This is a genomic window from Paenibacillus germinis, from assembly GCF_013141785.1.
GTDB classification, from domain to species: domain Bacteria; phylum Bacillota; class Bacilli; order Paenibacillales; family NBRC-103111; genus Paenibacillus_E; species Paenibacillus_E phytorum.
On record NZ_WHOC01000149.1, the window covers coordinates 259,896 to 280,198 of the forward strand.

The following is a 20,303-nucleotide window of genomic DNA, read 5'->3' on the forward strand; positions in this document are numbered from 1 at the left end:
AAAAAATGCCCCTCCATCACGAAGATGTGAGAGGCATTTCATTTTAAAGGCCCAACATAAATTGCAAGGTTTTATCGCTGAATCCAGGTAAACCTTCATGACCATAATCCGGGTACAACTCAAACTGCTTTTTCGACTTGATTTTGTTATAAGCAGCAAACTGCGTGGAAGGCGGGCATACGGTGTCGCTAAGACCAACGGCCATCAGTACTTCACCTTTGATGCGATTTGCTAGATTCTGAATGTCAATATAGCCCAGCTTAGTGAATATCTCATCTTCGCGTTTGTGCTGTGGATCATGACGGCGGAAGAAGTCCTTCAGTTCTTGATAGGCATCCTTCGCCAAATCCATTTCCCATACACGCTTATAATCGCTAAGGAATGGATAAACTGGCGCTAATCGCTTAATGCGAGGCTCGAGTGCAGCACATGCGATCGTCAAGGCGCCCCCTTGAGAGCCACCCAATGCGCCTACACGCTCGGGATCAACCTCTGGCATGCTCATCGCGATGCCGGCGAGTTGAGCCGTATCTAAGAAAATATCCCTGTACAGCAATTGATCAGGATGATCATCTAAACCGCGAACGATATGTCCGCGAAGCGTCGTTCCCTTTACGCCACCCGTATCTTCCGATAAACCGCCTTGACCACGGCAATCCATGGAAAAGAACGAGTAGCCTAGAGCGGCATACGCTAATTTACCTGACCAATCGCCGGAGCTTCCAGAGTAACCATGGAATTCAACGATAGCTGGATGCGGCTTATCTGCGTGTTTAGGACGAACATATTTGGCATAAATACGTGCCCCTTTGACACCTGTAAAATAGAGATCAAAACATTCTGCGTAAGGCACTTGAAATTCACTCGGACGAAGTTCGATTTGGGGATCGACAGCCTTCATCTCAGCAATTGCCCGCTCCCAATAAGAATCGAAATCTTCAGGGCGGGGATTACGTCCTTCATAAGTAACTAGCTTGTCTAATGGAAAATCAAATAATGGCATGTCATATCCTCTTTTCTATTATTTTCAAGCGACCGTATAGGTAGTGAAATCAACAGCTTCGCCATTCACAAGTCTGATGATCTTCCTGTCACTATGTAAGCCACTGCATAAAACCATCGTTTCATCCTTCAAAGTCGTATAGGTGATTTGCAAATCGTCCTCGCTAGACAGCTTATAAACCGGTTGTTTCTGCTTCATCACATTAGCAAATTGCTGTATATCCTTTATTTGAAAGGTTTCAGCTATTTTCTGGTCGATACACTCGATAACTACCGAATTCGTTCTTCCTTTGCTTGTGACAACGGATCGATCTTCGCGTACTTCCCTTTCAAAGGACTGCTGCACATAAACAGCCATGTAAACATGACCACATAATCCAAACAATCCTATCGGTTCCTCTATCCATTCTCCTACAGGCACACATCCCTTAATGAATTCAGGCTGACCATCTGGAATTTGATAGGAAGCGATCAATGCATTTTGGTGAAAAAGTACTTCTGAAAATTCACTTTGATGACGTAAATCTCCTTCTGCATAGCCTTGACCCGGGTGAAAAAAATATAAATGATTCACACCTTGGAGCGCATCTAACGGAAGGGCTACATCCCAGCGATGTTGTTCATTATCAAACTCCTGTACGCGTTCCCACATACCGCCTAGCGCAAAGTTTTCTGAGATATATACATAACTATGCAGCACATCGTTATCGCTAGCAGCTAGAGCTGCTTGTTTGGGAACTCTGCGAGTAACTTCTACCGGAGCTTCACGATGTAAGGCTGTACGCTGAACTTCAGATGAAGCTTCATAGGCAATAAAACCTGCATATTCGGTTCGAGGCATCTGATCCGGTAATATGAAATCGCCAAACTGGACATAATCATGCAGCACATTGGTGCCCCTTGGTATGTCATGCGGCCATATCCGTGAATGCGGGCCCACCCATGCCCCTCCCAGATAATACGTCGAGCGAACCTCCCAGAGGTAGTCCAATAAACGAGCTAACTCGGCTTTGATTTCTGAATCCTTCATAAGCTCCCAAGCGCACGTAAAAGCCTGCATCCAGTGCCAGAACCAAGGTAGCCCTCCATACTCCGACATGCCTATCGAAGTAATCCGATTCAGCGTACTGCGCAAGCTTTGGCAGCCATCCTCAAGCAATACCGTATCCTCATAAAGTTGTCCGAAAATAAGCTTAGCTGCTGTGTATTTCGCTTCATGATGGTTGTAATGCTCAGATGGTTTACGATAAAAGTTACTTCTATAAATATGCAGCAGCGCTAAAGCAAATAAGTTTCGCAAGGATTCACTCAAATTATCTGAATAACGTTGATAGAAATAAACCATCAGACTCCCCATCAATTCAACAGGAAGTGTATTTTTCGGTGCTTCTTGAGGAGTAGGTCTTAAATGTAAGGGCCAATGACCATAGGTTCCACTCTCTTCGTTCTGGTCCTGGAGTTCCAGTACATGAAGAAGGATGCCCTCCGCCTTGATCTTTGCATGTAGACGATCCCCATCAAATGGGATAGTTTCTTCCTGAGAAGCTGCAAATAAATAAGAAGCATAGTAGAAATTATCTCGGATATCGTGATGAAATAATAATCCGCTGATTTGAAGAGGCTGTTTGAATGCCTCTGCGGCAATTCTGGACTTGATTTCATTTTGGCGTTGTTGCAAATTTGTCAATTTTGTCATTCTCCTTAACTTAAAACTTAAAAAATACGGTTTTCACGTTATTTAAGCGCTATTTTAATGAATTGAAACGGTTAACCTCAGTTTATATGTAATTAAATGGAGCGTCAATGCAAAGTGAACATTCGTTTTCCATATTTTAGACGTTGCATCCTCTTGCAATTTCTTATAAAATGATCTACCGTTGGTCAAAATATAAAATCACCAATATTTGCATGGAATAGGGGGTATTCATCCTGATTCATATCGAAAATTTACAAAAAGTATATGAGGATATACCGGGACGTGTACCGGCCATCCAGCAGATCCATTTACATATCGATCGCGGAGAAATATTCGGCATCATCGGACACTCCGGTGCAGGGAAGAGTACATTACTGCGTTGTGTAAATCTACTGGAGCGACCATCCTCTGGCAGCATTCACATTGATGGTGAAGAAATGACAAAGTTGGATTCTCGCCAGCTGCAAACGAAACGCCGCAAAATCGGGATGATTTTCCAACATTTCAATCTTCTCTCTTCCTCTACCGTTGCCGAAAATATTGCCTTTCCGCTGAAATTAGTCGGGATGGGGCAAGTGGCGATTCAAGCACGAATTAAGGAGCTGCTCGATTTAGTTGGTCTGCAGGAACACGCGCATAAGTATCCAAACCAGCTTTCTGGCGGACAGAAGCAGCGTGTCGGTATTGCAAGAGCTTTGGCCAATCATCCGGATATTCTACTCTGCGATGAAGCGACTTCAGCTCTCGATCCTCAGACAACAAATGCCATTCTTGCGCTGCTGCTCGATATTAATAGAAAGCTTGGCATAACGATCCTGCTCATCACACATGAAATGCAGGTCATTCGTGCGATCTGTGATCGCGTTGCCGTTATGGAGAAAGGCTTGATTGTTGAAACCGGGAAAGTTCTTGATGTATTTCTAAAGCCTCAGCATGCGGTTACGAAGGAATTTGTTGGACAAGTTTCGGATTTCGCACTAAGTTCAGATCGGGATCCGATGTTGAAACAGGGAGAAAAGGAAGGAACGGTGATCCGAATTACCTACATCGGTGCCAAAACATATGAGCCGATCTTGTTCGAAACCGTCAAGTCGACGAATGTGTCCTTTGCCATCCTTCAGGGTACTATTTCTTCCATGAAAAGTGTACCTTACGGTCAATTAATAGTTGAACTAACAGGCGGACACCAAGAAGAAATCGATTCTGTGATTGCCAAACTTGAGCAAGAAGGAATCGACGTGGAGGTGCTCAACCAATGAATATGACCTGGGACATTAACTGGTCCGAAATTACGAAAGCAACAGGCGATACACTCGTCATGCTGGGATGGTCGCTCTTATTCACTGTCATCATCGGCATGGCATTGGGCATCATTTTATTTCTTACTTCCAAGGGGCAGCTGCTGCAAAATCTGCCGCTTTACGGAGTGCTCTCGCTGATCGTGAACATCCTGCGCTCTGTGCCTTTCGTGATTTTGATGATCTCGGTTTTTCCGATCACGAAGGCAATCGTGCATACAACCATCGGCGTACAGGGCGCGATCCCGCCGCTCGTTATCGCAGCCGCGCCGTTTCTCGCGCGGCTGGTTGAAACCGCGCTGCGCGAGATCGACAGCGGCGTCATTGAAGCCGCGCAGTCAATGGGTGCTACGCCGTGGCAAATCGTCTGGCGCGTCCTGATGCCGGAAGCGCGCCCGGGTCTGATCTCAGCTGTCACCGTGACGGCTGTTGCCCTGCTCTCCTACTCCGCCATGTCAGGGGTAGTTGGCGGCGGCGGGCTTGGCGATCTATCGCTTCGCTACGGCTACATGCGGTTCCGTACTGATATCATGATCGTGACCGTCGTCATTCTCGTTCTATTCGTTCAACTCTTACAAATGCTAGGAGACCGTTTGGTCGCCAAATTTAACCGCAAATAAAACACATTATTTTGGAGGTATCTCATCATGAAGAAACTTACACTATCTTTAATGGCTCTATTCGTTGTGCTTGCTCTTGCAGCATGCGGACAGAAACCCACTGAAACGCCTGCAAGCTCGGCACCTGCTGCATCTGCTTCTCCAGCAGCTGCAAAAGAAGTTACACTTAAAGTCGGTGCATCTTCAGTCCCTCATGCCGAAATTTTGAATAGTTTGAAAGACAAATTGAAAACACAAGGTGTTAAGCTTGAAGTTATTGAGTTTAACGATTATGTTCAACCGAACGTACAAGTGTTTGAAAAACAATTGGACGCTAACTTTTTCCAACATCAGCCTTACCTAGATCAATATAACCTAGATAAAAAGCAAAACCTCGTTAAAGTAGTTGGCGTTCACATCGAACCGTTCGGCGCTTATTCCCAAAAGGTAAAGTCCGCAACAGAATTGAAAGATGGCGCTTCGGTCGCTATTCCTAACGACCCTTCTAATGCCGGCCGTGCGCTTGCACTGATGGAGAAAAACGGTTTGATTAAAATGAAAGACGGCGTTGGCATCAAAGGTACGGTTAAAGATATCATTGAAAACAAAAAGAAACTTCAAATCAAAGAATTAGACCCTGCTATGCTGCCACGTACGATCGGTGAGTTTGATTTGGCTCTTATTAATACGAACTACGCTCTTCAAGCGAATCTAAATCCAACGAAAGATGCTTTGTTCATCGAGGACAAAAATTCACCTTATGTGAACATCATCGTTTCCCGTCCGGACAACAAGGATTCCGAAGCGATGCAAAAGCTTGCTAAGGAACTGAACTCCGCTGACACGAAAAAGTTCATTGAAGATAAATATAAAGGCGCTATCGTGCCTGCGTTCTAAGCAAACTTTCGATTCAAACAAAAAGCTGTTCCTTTAGGTCTTAATTGACCTAAAGGAACAGCTTTTTTTCACACTTAAGACCCGTAAACCTTCCACGATTCAATTCCTGACCTTTCATCCTCCCTTTTTTCCAGCTAATGAAAGCGCACACAATAAAGACAATAGAGAATAGACAGAACGACCCTTACGTTGTCTGTCACTCTATTTGGCTATTCTTCGATTATCCTTTAATGCCTGTTGTTGCTATTCCCTCAATGAAATACCGCTGTCCAAACAAGAAGACAATTACGGCTGGTATGACCATGATCGCTGTTCCCGCCATAAGCAGATTCATCGGTGTATTGTTGGCTCCACGAAGTGTGGATAATCCCAGTGACACCGTATATTTATTGGCATCATTCAGATACACAAGCTGACCCAGAAAATCATTCCATACGCCTACGAATGTGAATAAGAGAACAACGACAATGGCAGGTTTAATGAGAGGAAGAATAATTTTGCGGTAAATGGTAAAATACCCGGCACCATCGATAACGGCTGATTCGTCAAGCTCTTTGGGAATCGTCATTAGAAACTGTCGCAGTAAGAAGATATTAAAAGCACCGCCGCCGAAAAAAGCAGGAATGATTAACGGCCAATAGGTATTCGTTAACTGCAATTTGGACCAACCAATGTATGTGGGGACTAAAGTGACAATGCTAGGAAGTAAAATCGTCATGATGATGAGAGAGAACCAGAGGTTTTTGAGCGGAAATTCAAGTCGTGCAAATCCAAAAGCCGTTAAGCTTGCTGTCAGACCCACGCCAACTAACACCGGTATGATGACTATGAACGTATTCACAAAATACTTACCGAAATTAACACGTTCCATGACCTCGGTGTAATTATCGATGCGGAACGCATTTGGAAACCAGATTGGCGGAAACTCCAAAATTTCTTGCAGGTTGAGTAACGACGAACGAACAATCCAATACATGGGGAAAAACACGATGAGAGAAAGCAGGAAAAGCACAGCATACGTAACGATTTTCCCTCTGAAACGATAGGTCATTATTTATTCCCTCCTTCGTAATGTACCCACCCAGCTGAAGAACGGAATAACAAGTACGTGAAGAATGCAACAATGATGAATAGTACCCAAGCTAGTGCGCAGGCGTAGCCCATATTTTGACGTTGGAATGCTTCTCGATAAATGTAAAAGGCGTAAAATAAAGTTGAGTTACCCGGACCGCCTTGAGTCATGGCATAAGCTTGTGTAAAAGCCGTAATCGAATTCACAAATCCGAGAATGACGTTATAGAAAATGATGGGCGACATGAGTGGAATGGTTACGGAACGTAATTTATGCCACCAGCCTCCACCATCGATTTCCACAGCTTCGAGTAAGTGTGCAGGCACATCTTGCAGGCCTGCAAGAAAGATCACAATAACGTTGCCGGATCCCCATACCGCAATGATAATCATCGAAAGTACAGACGTATCTGGGCTATTGACCCACATCAGCTTATCAATACCAATAAAACTTAAGAGATGATTGATAATACCGAAATCGGGATTATAGAGCCACAACCAAATGATACTGCTCGCGAGCACCGGAATGATCGATGGTAAGTAGAAAATAGCACGAAAAGCTGCTCGACCTCTTATTTTCTGATTGAGAAACAACGCGACTACAAAGCAAAACAAGATCGAGGCTACAACGGAGCCGATGGCATAATAGGCCGTGGCTTTGAGAGAGTCGAAGAAAAAGAGGTCCTGTGTGAAAATATGGCGGTAGTTATCAAGCCCAACCCATTGTTTCGGTTTCAGAATGGTCCAATCCGTAAAGCTTAAATATAAGCTATAGAGCAAAGGACCGAGCGTAAAGATGAATAATCCCAGAATAGCTGGCAGTATGCACAAGTATCCGACAATCACCTGCTGCCGTTTGAGGCTTCTGTAACTGGACTGCTGACCTGTGGACATGAACCTGTACCTCCTATGTGTGGCAAAACTTACATCGTAGAACGTCAGGAACAAGTGCTTTTCATACACCTTATTCCTGCGTGCTGTTTGCCTATCTGTTAACGCTTATGTGCGTAGCCTTTAATTGGCCTTGCCACTTTCAAAGATTGGCTTAATTTTCGGCATCATTTCTGTAATGGCATCCTTCGCTGATTTAGTTCCTAACCAGACCTGATCCAATCCTGGATTCAATACATCACCAATCCGGCTGTAAGTAGGGAGGAAAAACCAAGGTGTAGGATAGGTTGCTTTTAAAGCGTAATCAATAACAGCCGTTTTATACTCTGGCGGGTGAACGGGTGATTGCGTCCATCTTTTGATTTTCTCAGGATCTGTGTACCAGCTCATCTCCGTCGGCATCCAAACCCCACTGTCAATGTTAGCTATGTTTTTCTCCGTATCCATGAGCCATTTATACAGCTCAATCGTTTCTTTTGGATGCTTCGTGCTCTTATACACGACCATTGGCGTTCCTGTATTGGTTGTTGCAGGCTTTTTGAAGATTGGAAGCACGCCAATACCATTTTTAAGTCCATTTTTTAGCTGCGGATTAATATTGACCAGTTCCCATTGTCCGGAAGTGACCATAGCTACTTTTTTGGAAAGAAGCAATTGACCAACATCGCCTGGCAGGCCGGAAGATTGGGCAGCCGTCGGTGACACGTGCTCAACATTAGAGAGATCCGCAATTTTCTGAATCGCTTCTATTGTTTCCGGTTTATCGAGCAAAAGCTGCTTACCATCCTGACTCACTTCTCCACCGCCATTGGAAATCGCGAAAGGTGTCCAGAAGAAGTCTTGACCATGAGACACGTTGATTCCGTATTGCACAATGTTTTTGGCATCAAAGCCTGCTTCGCCAGGGTGTTTACCGCCCTTATCTTTTGTTAGTTTTTTAGCAACGTCCAGCATCTGATCCCAAGTCCAAGCTTTTTCCGTTTCAGCCGGCGGATAAGGAAGCTTCGCCTCGTCGAACATAGCTTTGTTATAGTGAAGAAGGATGATTTCGTTAGCAACACTGTATCCTAGCAATTTACCGTCAGGGGTAACGAACTTGTTGCTTTCCAGCTTCGGTGTTATCGAGCCATCTTTGTAGTACGGAGATAAATCCATCAGGATGTCAGATTCTGCATATTTGAGCGCTTGTGCTTCCAACATGGTACTGATATCCGGCAGTGTTTTAGAGGCGGCCATGGCGCTAAGCTTTGCACCGAATTCTGCGAGTGCCACGTTCTGATAATCCACCTTGATGTTAGGATGCGCTTTCTCGAAGGCGTCCAAGCTAACTCGTGTTGACTTCGCTTCTTCATTGTTCGCCCAATCCGTGAATCGAATCGTCACTTTCTCCCCACCATCCGGTGCTTTCGTTGCTGCTGCAGCTGTCGAACTTGCCGGAGTGTTCGCTGCCGGTGAAGTGGTACCTGTGGATGCTGGGGTATTCGTTGAACTACAACCGACCATTAAACCTAACGCTAATGTAGTAACCGTGCTCACTTTTAATCCTTTTCTCAAAGACTTCAAATTAACCCCTCCAAATGATCGTTTATCATTTTCGCTTTACCTATATATACCATAAACCTTTGCAGGTTAAAGCCATTTTTACTTTTCTTTGACCCAAACCGACATTTCACCTTGCCCGCGATTCGCCCATGCATAATAAGGGATGAAAGTTGCGTTTATCGTCTCCCATTCATGAGAAGCGTTGGCGATATACAAATGTTCGCCCCACTTTTGTTCCCAATCGTCAGAACGGATTCGTTTGGCCGGAACGGAGATCGTTTGTATCCCGCCCAACAGCTCATGGTCGAATTGCTTCCGATGCTCATCCTGGGGTTCCAGCACAATCTGGTGCAAGCCTGCTCCATTATCGGTTTCCTCTAAACAATAAACCAACGGACCACATTGTAAGGCGACCTTACCTATCGTTTCACGAACATGCGGGTGGCCTTTCATTCGGCTAACCTGCATGTGTAAGTTCAACTCCACGCTATCATTGGATTGCCATTCTCTGGTGATATAGACATAACCATCTCGGACCTGTTCATCCAGTTGGACAGGGATTCCTTGTACAGTCAGCTTAGTCTCTGTGCACCATTTTGGAATTCGCAGAGCTAACGTGAACGTTGTTTTTTCAGTCACTTGGATGATGAATCGCACATTCCCGTTCCATGGAAACTCGGAATGTTGATCAATGCTTACTTGTTGTCCTTCGATATCCAGCGTAATCTGACTGCCTATGTATAAGTTGGTGTAAACGGTGTTCCCTTGCGATGTATAAATATATTGTCCTAAAGAAGCAAGCAGCCGAGCAATGTTAGGAGGACAGCAAGCACACCCGAACCATCCTTGTCTAACAGGCTTTACATGGCTCATATGATGGTTTTTGAGTATCGCATCCGGCCATACTTCAAGTGGATTCACATAAAAGAAGCGTTTACCATCCTGAGACATTCCACTGATAACGGTATTATAAAGCGCCTGCTCCATGATATCTGCATACTCGCTTTTGGCTTCCATTTGCAACATTCGCTGTGCGAAGAAGATTAATCCAATGGACGCGCAGGTTTCAGCATAGGCTGTGTCATTAGGCAAATCGTAGTCGAGCGTGAAGGACTCCCCTTGTGCCATGGAACCAATAGCTCCTGTGATGTACATCCTTTTGCTTACAATATTCGTCCACAGCCTTCGACACGCTTCAAGCAGCTCTTGATCCCCTGTCTCTGCGGCGACATCTGCCATTCCTGAACACATATACACGACTCGAACGGCGTGCCCTTCAGCTGTTTGCTGCAGCCTTACCGGCAAATGTGCTTGATTATAGGTACGGTCATGTACCATATCCAAATCAGGAAAATGAACCTGACCATTCCGACGATGAAGCTCCTGTTCAAAGAAGCTGGGCTCCTTCCCTCGCTCATCCAGAAAATACAGACTTAATCGAAGGTAGTTGTCATTGTTCGTCGTTTGATACAGTTTTACAAGCGCTAGCTCGATTTCTTGATGACCATCATAACCATGAATTTGACCCTCACCTGGTCCGAACACTTCATTAACGCAATCCGCCAATCGACAAGCCACATCTAAGATGGTCCGCTTTCCTGTCGCCTTATAATAAGCAACGGCAGCTTCAATCAAATGACCTGCGCAATACAATTCATGACATTCGGCCAAATTCGTCCATCTGCCATTCGGTTCCTTCAGTGTAAAATACGTATTCAGATACCCATCCTTATGCTGAGCTTTTGCAATAATCGTGATAACTTCATCGGCCAATCGCTCTAATTCCGGATCTTGACCTGTTTCCAACAAATAACTTACTGCTTCCAACCATTTCGCTACATCACTGTCTTGAAAAACCATTCCGTAAAACTCGCCTTGCTCCAAACCTGCGGAAATTTTAAAATTTTTCATCGCATGGCTGGGTTCTGCTCCTTCAATTCGATCGTTTAACGCTTCCCACTGATAAGGAACGACAACATTCCGAACCAATCGAATATAAGCAGACCAAAAGTCATCCGTGATGCGTACATTCTTCAATGGGAATGGTCTGGAGATTGATAAATTCGCCATGTAGGGGTCCCCTTTATTTTATAAATATGATCTTTTTCGTAAGCGCTTTAATTAATATACTACATGGTGTACCATAGTATTTATATAGTGTTTTACAACCACATTTTTAAAAATATCAACCTTTTGATTGGAGCAAATTACGATGATGAACTCACCGATTTTACACTTTATCTCCCCTCCCATTCCTTATTTTATTGATTGTGGGCGCTTTCAATATCAGGAGGGTGAACAGCATGTTAGCAGAAGTCAGATCGGTGTTTTTGACCTAATGGTCGTGACAAAAGGAACCTTGCACGTGGGTGAAGGAACATCGGAGTGGACGATTCAGAAAGGAGAAGCCTTCATATTAAGGCCAGATGCGAGTCATTATGGAACTATTCCTTGCGAGACCGAGACGGAGATTATTTGGATTCATTTCCAAACATTTGGCGCGTGGGAAGAGTGCAGCAATATGAGCGATTGCTTGGATAACCAAGCCTCGCTAATTGATAATCATAAGCAATTGGCTTATTTGAATCACAGCGAGGTGTGTTCTGTATTTATCCCGAAGTTTATGAAGTTGTCCCAAAAAGCACTGGATATTTTGGAGCAATTTTTCCAATTGGATGAGGAACCGAGATCGCTGCGCAATTGGAAACGGCAAAGCGTGTTCCAACAATTCATGCAATTAGTCGATCGCGACCTCGCGGCAACCTCCGATGTGACGGCATTCCATCTCGCGGAGAAAGTGGAGCTTTTCATCCGCCAAAACTATACGCAAAAAGTGACAAATTCGCTTTTACAGCAGATGCTGAATTACCACCCTAACTATTTAGCCAAGTGTATGCTCAAAGTGTATGGGGTTACGCCGATGGATTACTTGTTTCAATACCGAATTGAGCAAGCAAAAAAGCTTCTCATCCAAACCAGATGGTCGATGACTCGAATTGCTGAAGAGGTTGGCTTTCAGCATGGCTCGTACTTCTCGTTCTGTTTCTCCAACAAGGAAGGCATTTCTCCCATGAACTTCCGTCGGAAGTTTATTAATCATGCGTAGCGAACCCTTTCCCAACCACTTCCCTCACATCACTGAAAGTAACGAAAGCGGATGAATCAGCGCGATGTACAATTGTTTTCAGCTTGATGATTTCTTTGCGGCTTACGATACAATAAATCACTTCACTGTGTTTACCCGTATAGCCGCCTCTTCCTTCAAGAAAAGTAATCCCTCTATTTAATTCCGTCATAATCGTATTTGCTATTAGATCCGGTTTGACTGTTATTATAAAAGCCGCTCGTGCGCCGGAGGCACCCTCCAGCACAAAATCAATGACTCTAGCACCAACAATAATCGCAACTAACGTATACATTGCACGCGTGAGATCCAAATAAATCAACGATAACAGCAGTATGACAAAATCTAGCGCTAGTATGGTCTTCGCGATCCCTATCCCATAATGCTTCTGCATCAGACGTGCAATGATATCTGTTCCCTCTGTCATCCCTTCGAAACGGAACACAATGCCAAAACCTAGTCCAACAATCCCTCCCGCGTATAACGAAGCTAACAGAGGGTCCGGCATTGGCATGGAGAAGCTCTCGAACAACCACAAAAACAGCGAAACCGATAACATCCCTACCACAGTGTAAATGAAACTAATGCGGCCAAGCATTTTCCAACCAATAAGAATAAGCGGAATATTAATGAGTAGATTCGTCCATGCCGGATTCCAACCAAGCACATATTTGAGCAAGCCGGTTATTCCCCCTTCTGCCAGCCCATTTGCAAGATTGAAATAATTGATACCAAAAGCAATAATGGCAGAGCCTCCAATAATGGCAGCTATATTGATCCATTTGATTCTATTCATACTAATTCTCCTCAATAACGACATTAATCGTCTATTATCCCCTTATTTACCCATAAAATGAACCCACTCATACATTTTGTGAAAAACCATTGGCTAAGTTTTTGATCCATATCCTCGCTAAAAGAAGGTTCTTTAGCTAATTTAGTGGATTGTCATCCTCACAGAGGAACGTAGAAGCGACAACGATTCGCTATTTCATTGAGGTGTACATGCCATAAAACACCAAAATGACGCTCCTACGTTCCGCGTATCAGCCCCGTATCGGCATAATCGCCGAAATAGCGGCTCCTTGTTCCCCGCTAGCATAGATTAGCAGCTTATATGTCCGAACTTGCTCCTAGCATTGCGTTCGCGGAACGTAGGGACCTTATTTGGCTCGAAAGTGATCATTTCCTGATTTCGCGGAACGAGGAGCCTCTATTCTCCCGTTTTCGAAGTCTAAAAGCCGTAAAACACCAAAATAACACTCCTCCGTTCCGCGTACCAGCCCCGTATCAGCATAATCGTCTAAATAGCGGCTCCTTGTTCCCCGCCAGCATAGATTAGCAGCTTATATGTCCGTATTCGCTCTTACCATTGCGCTCGCGGAACGCAGAGACCTTATTTTGCTCTAAACTGCTCATTTCCCGATTTCGCGGAACGAGGAGCTGCTATTCTCCAGTTTTCCTCCGGAACCTCAAATTCCCATTAAATACCGCATTCACGTTCCGCGAATTCAACTTTTAGCGCATTTTTCCACGAATAGCGGATCGTAGTTTATCGTAGTTCCTCTAAACAATGAAACCACCACATTCGTTTGCTTGTAGTTCCCAAACTAAACTTGACTCGAACTTCTTGTCCCTCTCACCAATAACTAAAAAAGGACCTCCGCAAAGCAGCGAAAGTCCTCCTTGTTAGTAAAATTTATTGCAAAAGTGAGTAAATATCCGTATAAGTGTAGCCATGTGCCTCTGCAACGGCTTGGTAAGTAACATGACCTGCAACCACGTTGATGCCCTTTGCAATTGCTTTGTTGTCCAAAGCAGCACGCACATAGCCTTTGCTTGCAATTTGCAAGCCGTAAGGTGTCGTCACATTCGTCAGAGCCAGCGTGGACGTACGTGCAACAGCTCCTGGCATGTTCGCCACCGCGTAATGAATGACCCCATGCTTCACATAAGTCGGTTGATCATGCGTGGTAATGCGGTCTATCGTCTCGATGGATCCGCCTTGATCAATCGCAACGTCAACGATAACGCTGCCAGGGCTCATCATTTTGACCATGTCTTCCGTAACTAGACGCGGTGCTCGAGCTCCTGGAATAAGGACAGCCCCAATGACCAAATCAGCGCGACGAACAACCTCGGCTATGTTGTAAGGATTGGACATAATCGTCTTCACGCGACCTTGGAACTGATCATCCAATTGACGTAGTCGATCCGGATTCAAATCAACGATGCTGACATCCGCACCAAGCCCGATGGCCATTTTCGCCGCATTCGCACCCACTATCCCCCCACCGATGACAGCTACCTTCCCCGGTTCAACTCCGGGTACACCGCCAAGCAGAATGCCTTTGCCGCCATGTGCTTTCTCTAGAAAGTGTGCACCGATCTGAACGGACATACGTCCAGCCACTTCACTCATTGGCGTCAGCAGTGGAAGGCTGCCATTGTCCAATTGAATGGTTTCATAAGCGATTGCTGTCACTTTATTGTGAGCTAAAGCATGCGTCAATTCGGCCTCAGGTGCAAGGTGTAGATACGTGTATAAAATCAAACCCTCGTGGAAATAACCATACTCTTCAGGGAGTGGTTCTTTCACTTTAACGACCATATCTGCTGACCATACTTCAGCTGCTGAGGCAACGATGGTTGCACCTGCCCCTGTGTAATCTTCATCCGTGAATCCAATGCTTTGACCTGCTGAGGTTTCGACTATAATGTCATGCCCTGCTTTTTTGTAAGAAAGGACGGAACTAGGCGTCATACCAACACGAAACTCATTATTTTTTATTTCCTTAGGAACCCCAATAATCATTTAGCATCAGCCTCTCTTAACGATCCCATAAAAAATGGATCAATCTTTACTTGTCTCCAAGTATAAGACCGATCCATGGACGTTCCATTAGACAAATTGTAAAAAATGTTTACAAATTCTTTTCACATTTTCATTTCCGGATTCAACAGCTGGTAAGCCCGTATCCCTACCTGCAGCGCCAAGCGCTTTTCCGGCAGCATGTAGTCGGCTCCGAGCAGTTCTTCTATTTTTTCCAAGCGGTAATAAAGTGATTGTCGGACGATAAAAAGCTGCTGGGCAGCGATTTGTTTAGAGCCATCCGTGTCGAGGTACACCTTGAGTGTGCGCAGGAGCTCGCTGCCTTTCATCTGATCATGATCGATGATCGGTCCCAGATACGTACGTACGAAGGATTGTAAAATCTGTTTATCTGGAATGTGAAATAATAATTGGAATACGCCAAGCTCATCAAAAAACTGTACCTTCCCTTGCAGTGTTGGAGCTAGCGAAATCGCTTGAAGCGCCTCCTGGTAGCTTAAGTGAGCTTGCATAAAGCTTCGATTGCTTTGTCCAACGCCAATAGTTAACCTGATCTCATCCTCGGCCTTCAGGTATTGAATGGATTGGAAAACCTGCTGAAGGCGTTCTTTAGACGATCGTTTTTTCGTCGCTTTATCGAAGGCTACAACGACGAGTCTATTATTTTTCAACGTAATTAGTGGATGAAAGGAATGCTGCTCAAAAACAGATCTTACAGCAAGTGAAAGATGAATACCCGAAGACTCCACTCCCTCCTCCTCTGTGCTATACCCTTCCGCTTGTTCATGCACAAATTCGATCAAGATGACGTGATAGGGTAGTTCGTTAAGCCGCTTAAATTCAGTTCCAATCAATACTTTTATTTGCTCTTCGTCACGTATCCGCAAGTGCAGCAGATCATCTACCCATAGCGTCTGTGAATACAATTTACGCTCCTCGATATAGCGTTTGCGCAGCAAATCCTGTGCGATAGACAATGAAGCGGAGTCAAGAATTAAATACTCGTATTCCTGCGGCTTTCGGCTGAACACCAGGATGATATGCGCCCATGTTTTGCCCATAGCCCCAACGGGTTGTACGATAACGGTTTGACCCTCATCTTCCATCACGGAAGGAGCCGCTATATTTCCGTTGCTCGGGCTTTCGACCAGTCGACTTTCTAGAAAATCCAGCCACTGTCCAGACTCCCGGCTTCCCAAATGCGGGATAAACTTCGGCTGTCCATTCAATGGTACATAAATAACTTGGGCTTTGGTACTGCTTTGCAGAAGCCCCAGTACATGGGAGACACCTTGTGAAGAAAGCGTCATTCGATGGAATTCACGCGATATTTTCTCCAAATCCTGAAGTGCTTTATGGTGTTGATTGATAATATGCGCATGAATATCCTGCGTAATGTCAATGAACCGCACAGCTTGCGGAAAAATAATGAGCGGGAAATTATAAGATTCCGCCGCATGTATCCATTCTTGTGGAACTGAACTCAAGTAGTGTCCCATTTCGATACAGAGGCATGTCACGTTTTTATTGATCAACTGCTCCAGATATGTCATGAACAATTCCGTATCGCTCTTGAAGGCAGCCCCTGTCGTAAGGATCATTTCACCACCTTGAAGCAGTTGTTCAAACTGTATCACCTCAATGATATGTACCCAGCGGACTAGACGCTGTAATCCCTGTTTACCTGCCGCAATATAGGCTTGCTCGAAAGTGGGTCGTCCCAGCACTTCCTGTAACGTTAACTGATAATCTTGATTCAAAAGAGTCACTCCACTTTCTTTCCACTCATATCTAAAAGTTATCCACAACCGTCCTATCAGGCTGCTTGTGGATAAATATAAACCTACAGCTAATCGACATCCGATCATGCTAGTTTCCCTTCTAAGTTTACACGAAAAAAGCGCCTGTTTCATTAAGAAACAGTACGCTTTTTATTAAGCAATCTATTACAACGCTTTATCAATGGCAACCGTTTGCCCTGACCATACCTTCTGAGACGTCCAAGGGGTATCTGCCCCCCGCCAAAATTCGTCATCTGCTGGCAATCCTAAAGGAAGGAAAACGGCTGAACATAAGTACAGGCTTCCTGTGGAAATATACGTTTCGCCAAGTTCAGGCTGGTGTCCGCATAATCCAATCTTAAGCCAACCGGCCTCATCGAAAGTGCCTGGGGCTTCAATCAGCCTGCGAATAACCGCACTTAGTGCGCATCTTACTTGAGCTGGCGCAACACCATCGGGTAGTTCACGTCGCAGCGAATTGTGTGCAAGCGATTGAAAAGCGCCAAAGCGATAAGCAAGCGACCGACCAGTAACAGGAAACGTCCCCTCCGGTGAAATCGATCGTTCCTGCACGGCCGCATAACGCTGTGCTCTAATCAAAATATTCTCGCGCATTCTCGCCCAGTCTTCGTAATACACATGTACCTGCTCAATGATATCAACCAACATGGGCTGAATCACAAAGCTGTTGTAATAATCGGCATGATAGTGCGGACCATCACCGTACATCCCATCACCAAGGTACCATTGCTCGTGCTGCTTAAGGGCAAAGTCCACGCGCATGGTATCCCAATCCTCACCCATTACACCTAACGCCGTTTCGGTCATAGCTGCGAACAAGAGCCAGTTGTTGAAACCCGGTTTGCGTGTTCTTGTTGCCTTCATGGCTTTCACCAAATTGCCCTGAACACGGCTGTCCAAACGATCCCAAAGCGTGTTAGGGGCTCTTAGGATCGCATTAGCCAGAAATGCCGTGTCTACAATCGGCTGCATGCCTTTGGAAAAGTTCAAAAAATCAGGCGACTCCGGATCTGTCGCCGCGTCCAGACCAGCTCGGACTAGCTCGCCATAATGAAGACGAAGCTTCTCTTCCTCGGGATCCTGTGCAGGGTTTTCTAACCATGGAGCCATTCCTATCAGTGTCCGCGCAAAAGCTTCAAGATGCGAGAACTGGAGCTGTTCTTCTTTTTTATTCTCAACTGGCATGGTTGCGCGCAGCGTTTTGGATGCCAATGCCTTAATCACTGGATCGGCAATACGAATCATCGTATTTATCCAATAAGATCGGTCATTGCCTACTACCGAGCGATTATTCATACCAGTATCCTTTAATTCCTTTCTCCATACGAACCAGCGCTTCCAAGTAGTAATAATCGCCCCATATCATGAAGTCATCAGGCGCATTTCCGCCGCGAACACTATATGAACCTCGCTCAATGAAACCTTGAGCATCAGGCTTGCCAATGGTTGCGTAGGATTTAACTAAACCTGTCATGGAGCGCTGAATACCCTCTTTCAAGAATGCACGATCTGGATCATCCTCTGCTAAATGCTCCAAGATTTCCAGAGCACCCGCTGAGGCAATCGCTGAAGCTGAGCTATCGCGCTTCGTTTCTTCATTCACAGGCGCATTGAAATCCCAGTAAACAACATCGTCCTGCGGCAAACGTTCAAAGAAATAACGCGCTAAGCGTTTGGCTGTTTCTAAGTAAAGCGGGTTTTTCGTGTAGTGATAGGAAAGCGCGAAACCATAAATCCCCCAGGCTTGGCCGCGAGTCCAAGTTGAACCATCTTGATACCCTTGATGCGTTCCACCACGTAGTGGCTCACCAGTTTCTTGATCGAAATAAAACGTATGATAAGAGGAATCATCACCGCGAACTAAATAACGACGGCTTAAGTCGGCGTGGATTATGGCAACTTCTTTGTATTTGGCATCGCCTGTTTGTTCATATGCCCAATAAAGAAGTGGCAGATTCAACATGCAGTCGATAATGATGCGTCCGCCGTTGTTTACGTCACCTTCAGGACCCCAAGCTTGAATATATTGACCCTTCGGTCTCCAACGCTTCATCATCACGTCGGCTGCTTGCAGCGTAAGTTGTTTCGCAGCTTCATCTTTCTCAATGATCCATTGCGCTTTAGAAGATAAAGAATATAAGAAGCCAATATCGTGGTGATCTAGTGCTACTTTGTTTTCCAGTCTTTGTTTAAAACTTGCAACTGTTTTCTGAGCAGCTTGCTGGAACGCTTTGTCACCGCTATATTGGTAGCCTAGCCACAAAATACCCGACCAAAAGCCGTCTGTCCAGTCTGTATTGGGATTCAGGTGATACTCATCATTCTCGCTAACGTGAGGAAATAAATCCCCAAAACGTTCAATATTCAATCTCGTTTTTTGCAAAGCATCTTCAATGGCTTGTTTCCACATGATCAATTCACTCCGTTTTCTATGATTTGGTTGATTCTCGTTCTATAAAAGTAAGGGGGACCTCGATTTCTCGCTCCTCACCAGACTCAGCCTTATTGCCAAATTTATGTAGCAGCTTGTTAATGGCCGTTTGGGCTTGATAGCTATAAGGAATGTCCCAGCTTGATATACCCGGATAACTGTGTTTAGCTATATAATCGTTATTAATTCCAATAATCTGAAGCTGATTTGGAATCTCAATCCGCAGCTTATTTGCTGCCGATAAGATTCGTAAGGCTACATGGTCATCAAAAGCAACGATGCCTACGGGTGCCACATGGCGCTGCAGTAAGCTTTTGAGAAAAGCTTCAATATCCAAATCCTTCGTAGTGTCCACGATCTCATGAATAACATCGCTTGCATATTGCTGGGTCCCGGCATTGAAACCCATGCGTCGCTGTTCGTCGATGACTTTCGAACCTTTACTGCCTACGTAGCAAAGTGCTCTACAGCCACGTTCCACCAACAATTTAGTGGATTGTTTGCAAGCCTCGGCAAATCCTAAATTCACTGCACCTAACGCAATATCCTCCGGCCAGTTCCAACCATTGATAAGAACTAATGGCGTACCGCTGTTTACGATCGACCTTGTAGATTCGAAGCCCATTGCTAAACCATGACATATCAATCCGTCTACTCTACGCTGCAGCAAAACTTCCAGGTTTCTCCGCTCAATATCCGGATCGAATCCCCCTGATGAAAATACGGATAAGTGATACCCCGCATTATGTGCTTCAATCTGCAAATGTTCGGCAAGCTGTCCATAGTAATTCGTTAACCCTGGTAAGATGAGACCGATCTCATACGTTTTGCTGCGGCTTAACCCCGCTGCCATCGTATTCCGTCGATAACCTAATTGCTCAGCAGCCAATTCGACCTTGCGTATCGTCTCTTTGGACGAACGAATACCACCTCGATTCAGCACATTGGAGACTGTGGCAATGGATACTCCTGCTGCTGCTGCCACTTCTACAATTGTGACTTGTTTGGGCTTGCTCATACTTGTTTCAACTCCGTTTTGTTAAACGTTTAACATCCTCTATTAGCTTAAATTGAAACGTTTAACCTGTCAAGAGATAAAATAACCGATTTAACACTT

The 20,303-nt window shown here is 45.0% G+C and carries 16 protein-coding genes; 4 read left to right on the forward strand and 12 right to left on the reverse strand.

What is annotated here, in order from left to right:
* Nucleotides 1–43: 43 nt before the first annotated feature.
* Both GC102_RS28630 and GC102_RS28635 read right to left on the reverse strand, forming a co-directional pair.
* Nucleotides 44–1,003 (reverse strand): alpha/beta fold hydrolase, encoded by a 960-nt coding sequence (locus GC102_RS28630; RefSeq protein ID WP_171692514.1) that lies wholly within the window; start codon nt 1,001–1,003, stop codon nt 44–46.
* A 24-nt stretch (nt 1,004–1,027) separates the two neighbouring features.
* Nucleotides 1,028–2,689: a hypothetical protein gene (locus GC102_RS28635; RefSeq protein ID WP_171692515.1), complete on the reverse strand. Its 1,662-nt coding sequence runs from the start codon at nt 2,687–2,689 to the stop codon at nt 1,028–1,030.
* A 242-nt stretch (nt 2,690–2,931) separates the two neighbouring features.
* On the opposite strand from GC102_RS28635, the gene GC102_RS28640 reads away from it, so the two are divergent.
* The 3 genes from GC102_RS28640 to GC102_RS28650 are packed head-to-tail and all read left to right on the forward strand — an operon-like array spanning nt 2,932 to nt 5,492.
* A complete protein-coding gene (locus GC102_RS28640) occupies nt 2,932–3,957 on the forward strand; it encodes a methionine ABC transporter ATP-binding protein (protein WP_171692551.1) in 1,026 nt (341 codons plus the stop codon).
* Nucleotides 3,954–4,616 carry a methionine ABC transporter permease gene (locus GC102_RS28645; protein ID WP_373462617.1) on the forward strand — a complete coding sequence of 221 codons (663 nt, stop codon included), beginning with the start codon at nt 3,954–3,956 and terminating at the stop codon, nt 4,614–4,616. Before GC102_RS28640 ends, GC102_RS28645 begins: the two co-directional genes overlap by 4 nt.
* A gap of 27 nt (nt 4,617–4,643) precedes the next feature.
* The gene (locus GC102_RS28650; protein ID WP_171692516.1) at nt 4,644–5,492 is read left to right on the forward strand and encodes a MetQ/NlpA family ABC transporter substrate-binding protein; all 849 of its coding nucleotides are present in this window, start codon (nt 4,644–4,646) and stop codon (nt 5,490–5,492) included.
* 220 nt (nt 5,493–5,712) lie between these two features.
* On the opposite strand, the gene GC102_RS28655 is transcribed toward GC102_RS28650, so the two are convergent.
* The 4 genes from GC102_RS28655 to GC102_RS28670 form a co-directional block, all read right to left on the reverse strand.
* Nucleotides 5,713–6,543: a carbohydrate ABC transporter permease gene (locus tag GC102_RS28655; RefSeq protein ID WP_171692517.1), complete on the reverse strand. Its 831-nt coding sequence runs from the start codon at nt 6,541–6,543 to the stop codon at nt 5,713–5,715.
* Complete coding sequence (locus tag GC102_RS28660; protein ID WP_171692518.1) at nt 6,543–7,457, reverse strand: carbohydrate ABC transporter permease; 915 nt, start codon at nt 7,455–7,457, stop codon at nt 6,543–6,545. The genes GC102_RS28655 and GC102_RS28660 overlap by 1 nt, the downstream gene beginning before the upstream one ends.
* A 120-nt stretch (nt 7,458–7,577) precedes the next feature.
* Nucleotides 7,578–9,017: an ABC transporter substrate-binding protein gene (locus tag GC102_RS28665; protein ID WP_171692519.1), complete on the reverse strand. Its 1,440-nt coding sequence runs from the start codon at nt 9,015–9,017 to the stop codon at nt 7,578–7,580.
* 78 nt (nt 9,018–9,095) lie between these two features.
* Nucleotides 9,096–11,066 (reverse strand): glycoside hydrolase family 127 protein, encoded by a 1,971-nt coding sequence (locus GC102_RS28670; RefSeq protein ID WP_171692520.1) that lies wholly within the window; start codon nt 11,064–11,066, stop codon nt 9,096–9,098.
* 142 nt (nt 11,067–11,208) lie between these two features.
* Here GC102_RS28670 and GC102_RS28675 point away from each other — a divergent pair, with 142 nt between their 5' ends.
* Entirely contained in the window at nt 11,209–12,102 is an 894-nt protein-coding gene (locus GC102_RS28675; protein WP_246321158.1) for an AraC family transcriptional regulator, read from the forward strand.
* On the opposite strand, the gene GC102_RS28680 is transcribed toward GC102_RS28675, so the two are convergent.
* From GC102_RS28680 to GC102_RS28705, 6 genes are all read right to left on the reverse strand, one after another.
* Nucleotides 12,089–12,916, reverse strand: a complete 828-nt coding sequence (locus GC102_RS28680) for a YitT family protein (protein WP_171692521.1) — start codon at nt 12,914–12,916, stop codon at nt 12,089–12,091. The genes GC102_RS28675 and GC102_RS28680 overlap by 14 nt on opposite strands.
* 903 nt (nt 12,917–13,819) lie before the next feature.
* The gene (gene ald, locus GC102_RS28685; RefSeq protein WP_171692522.1) at nt 13,820–14,935 is read right to left on the reverse strand and encodes an alanine dehydrogenase; all 1,116 of its coding nucleotides are present in this window, start codon (nt 14,933–14,935) and stop codon (nt 13,820–13,822) included.
* Between the two features lie 122 nt (nt 14,936–15,057).
* On the reverse strand, nt 15,058–16,713 hold the full coding sequence (locus tag GC102_RS28690; RefSeq protein ID WP_246321159.1) for a PucR family transcriptional regulator: 1,656 nt from the start codon (nt 16,711–16,713) through the stop codon (nt 15,058–15,060).
* A 186-nt stretch (nt 16,714–16,899) separates the two neighbouring features.
* Complete coding sequence (locus GC102_RS28695) at nt 16,900–18,051, reverse strand: DUF2264 domain-containing protein (RefSeq protein ID WP_171692524.1); 1,152 nt, start codon at nt 18,049–18,051, stop codon at nt 16,900–16,902.
* Nucleotides 18,044–19,165 carry a glycoside hydrolase family 88 protein gene (locus tag GC102_RS28700; RefSeq protein WP_171692525.1) on the reverse strand — a complete coding sequence of 374 codons (1,122 nt, stop codon included), beginning with the start codon at nt 19,163–19,165 and terminating at the stop codon, nt 18,044–18,046. Before GC102_RS28700 ends, GC102_RS28695 begins: the two co-directional genes overlap by 8 nt.
* Before the next feature lie 19 nt (nt 19,166–19,184).
* The gene (locus GC102_RS28705; RefSeq protein ID WP_171692526.1) at nt 19,185–20,204 is read right to left on the reverse strand and encodes a LacI family DNA-binding transcriptional regulator; all 1,020 of its coding nucleotides are present in this window, start codon (nt 20,202–20,204) and stop codon (nt 19,185–19,187) included.
* Nucleotides 20,205–20,303: the final 99 nt, after the last annotated feature.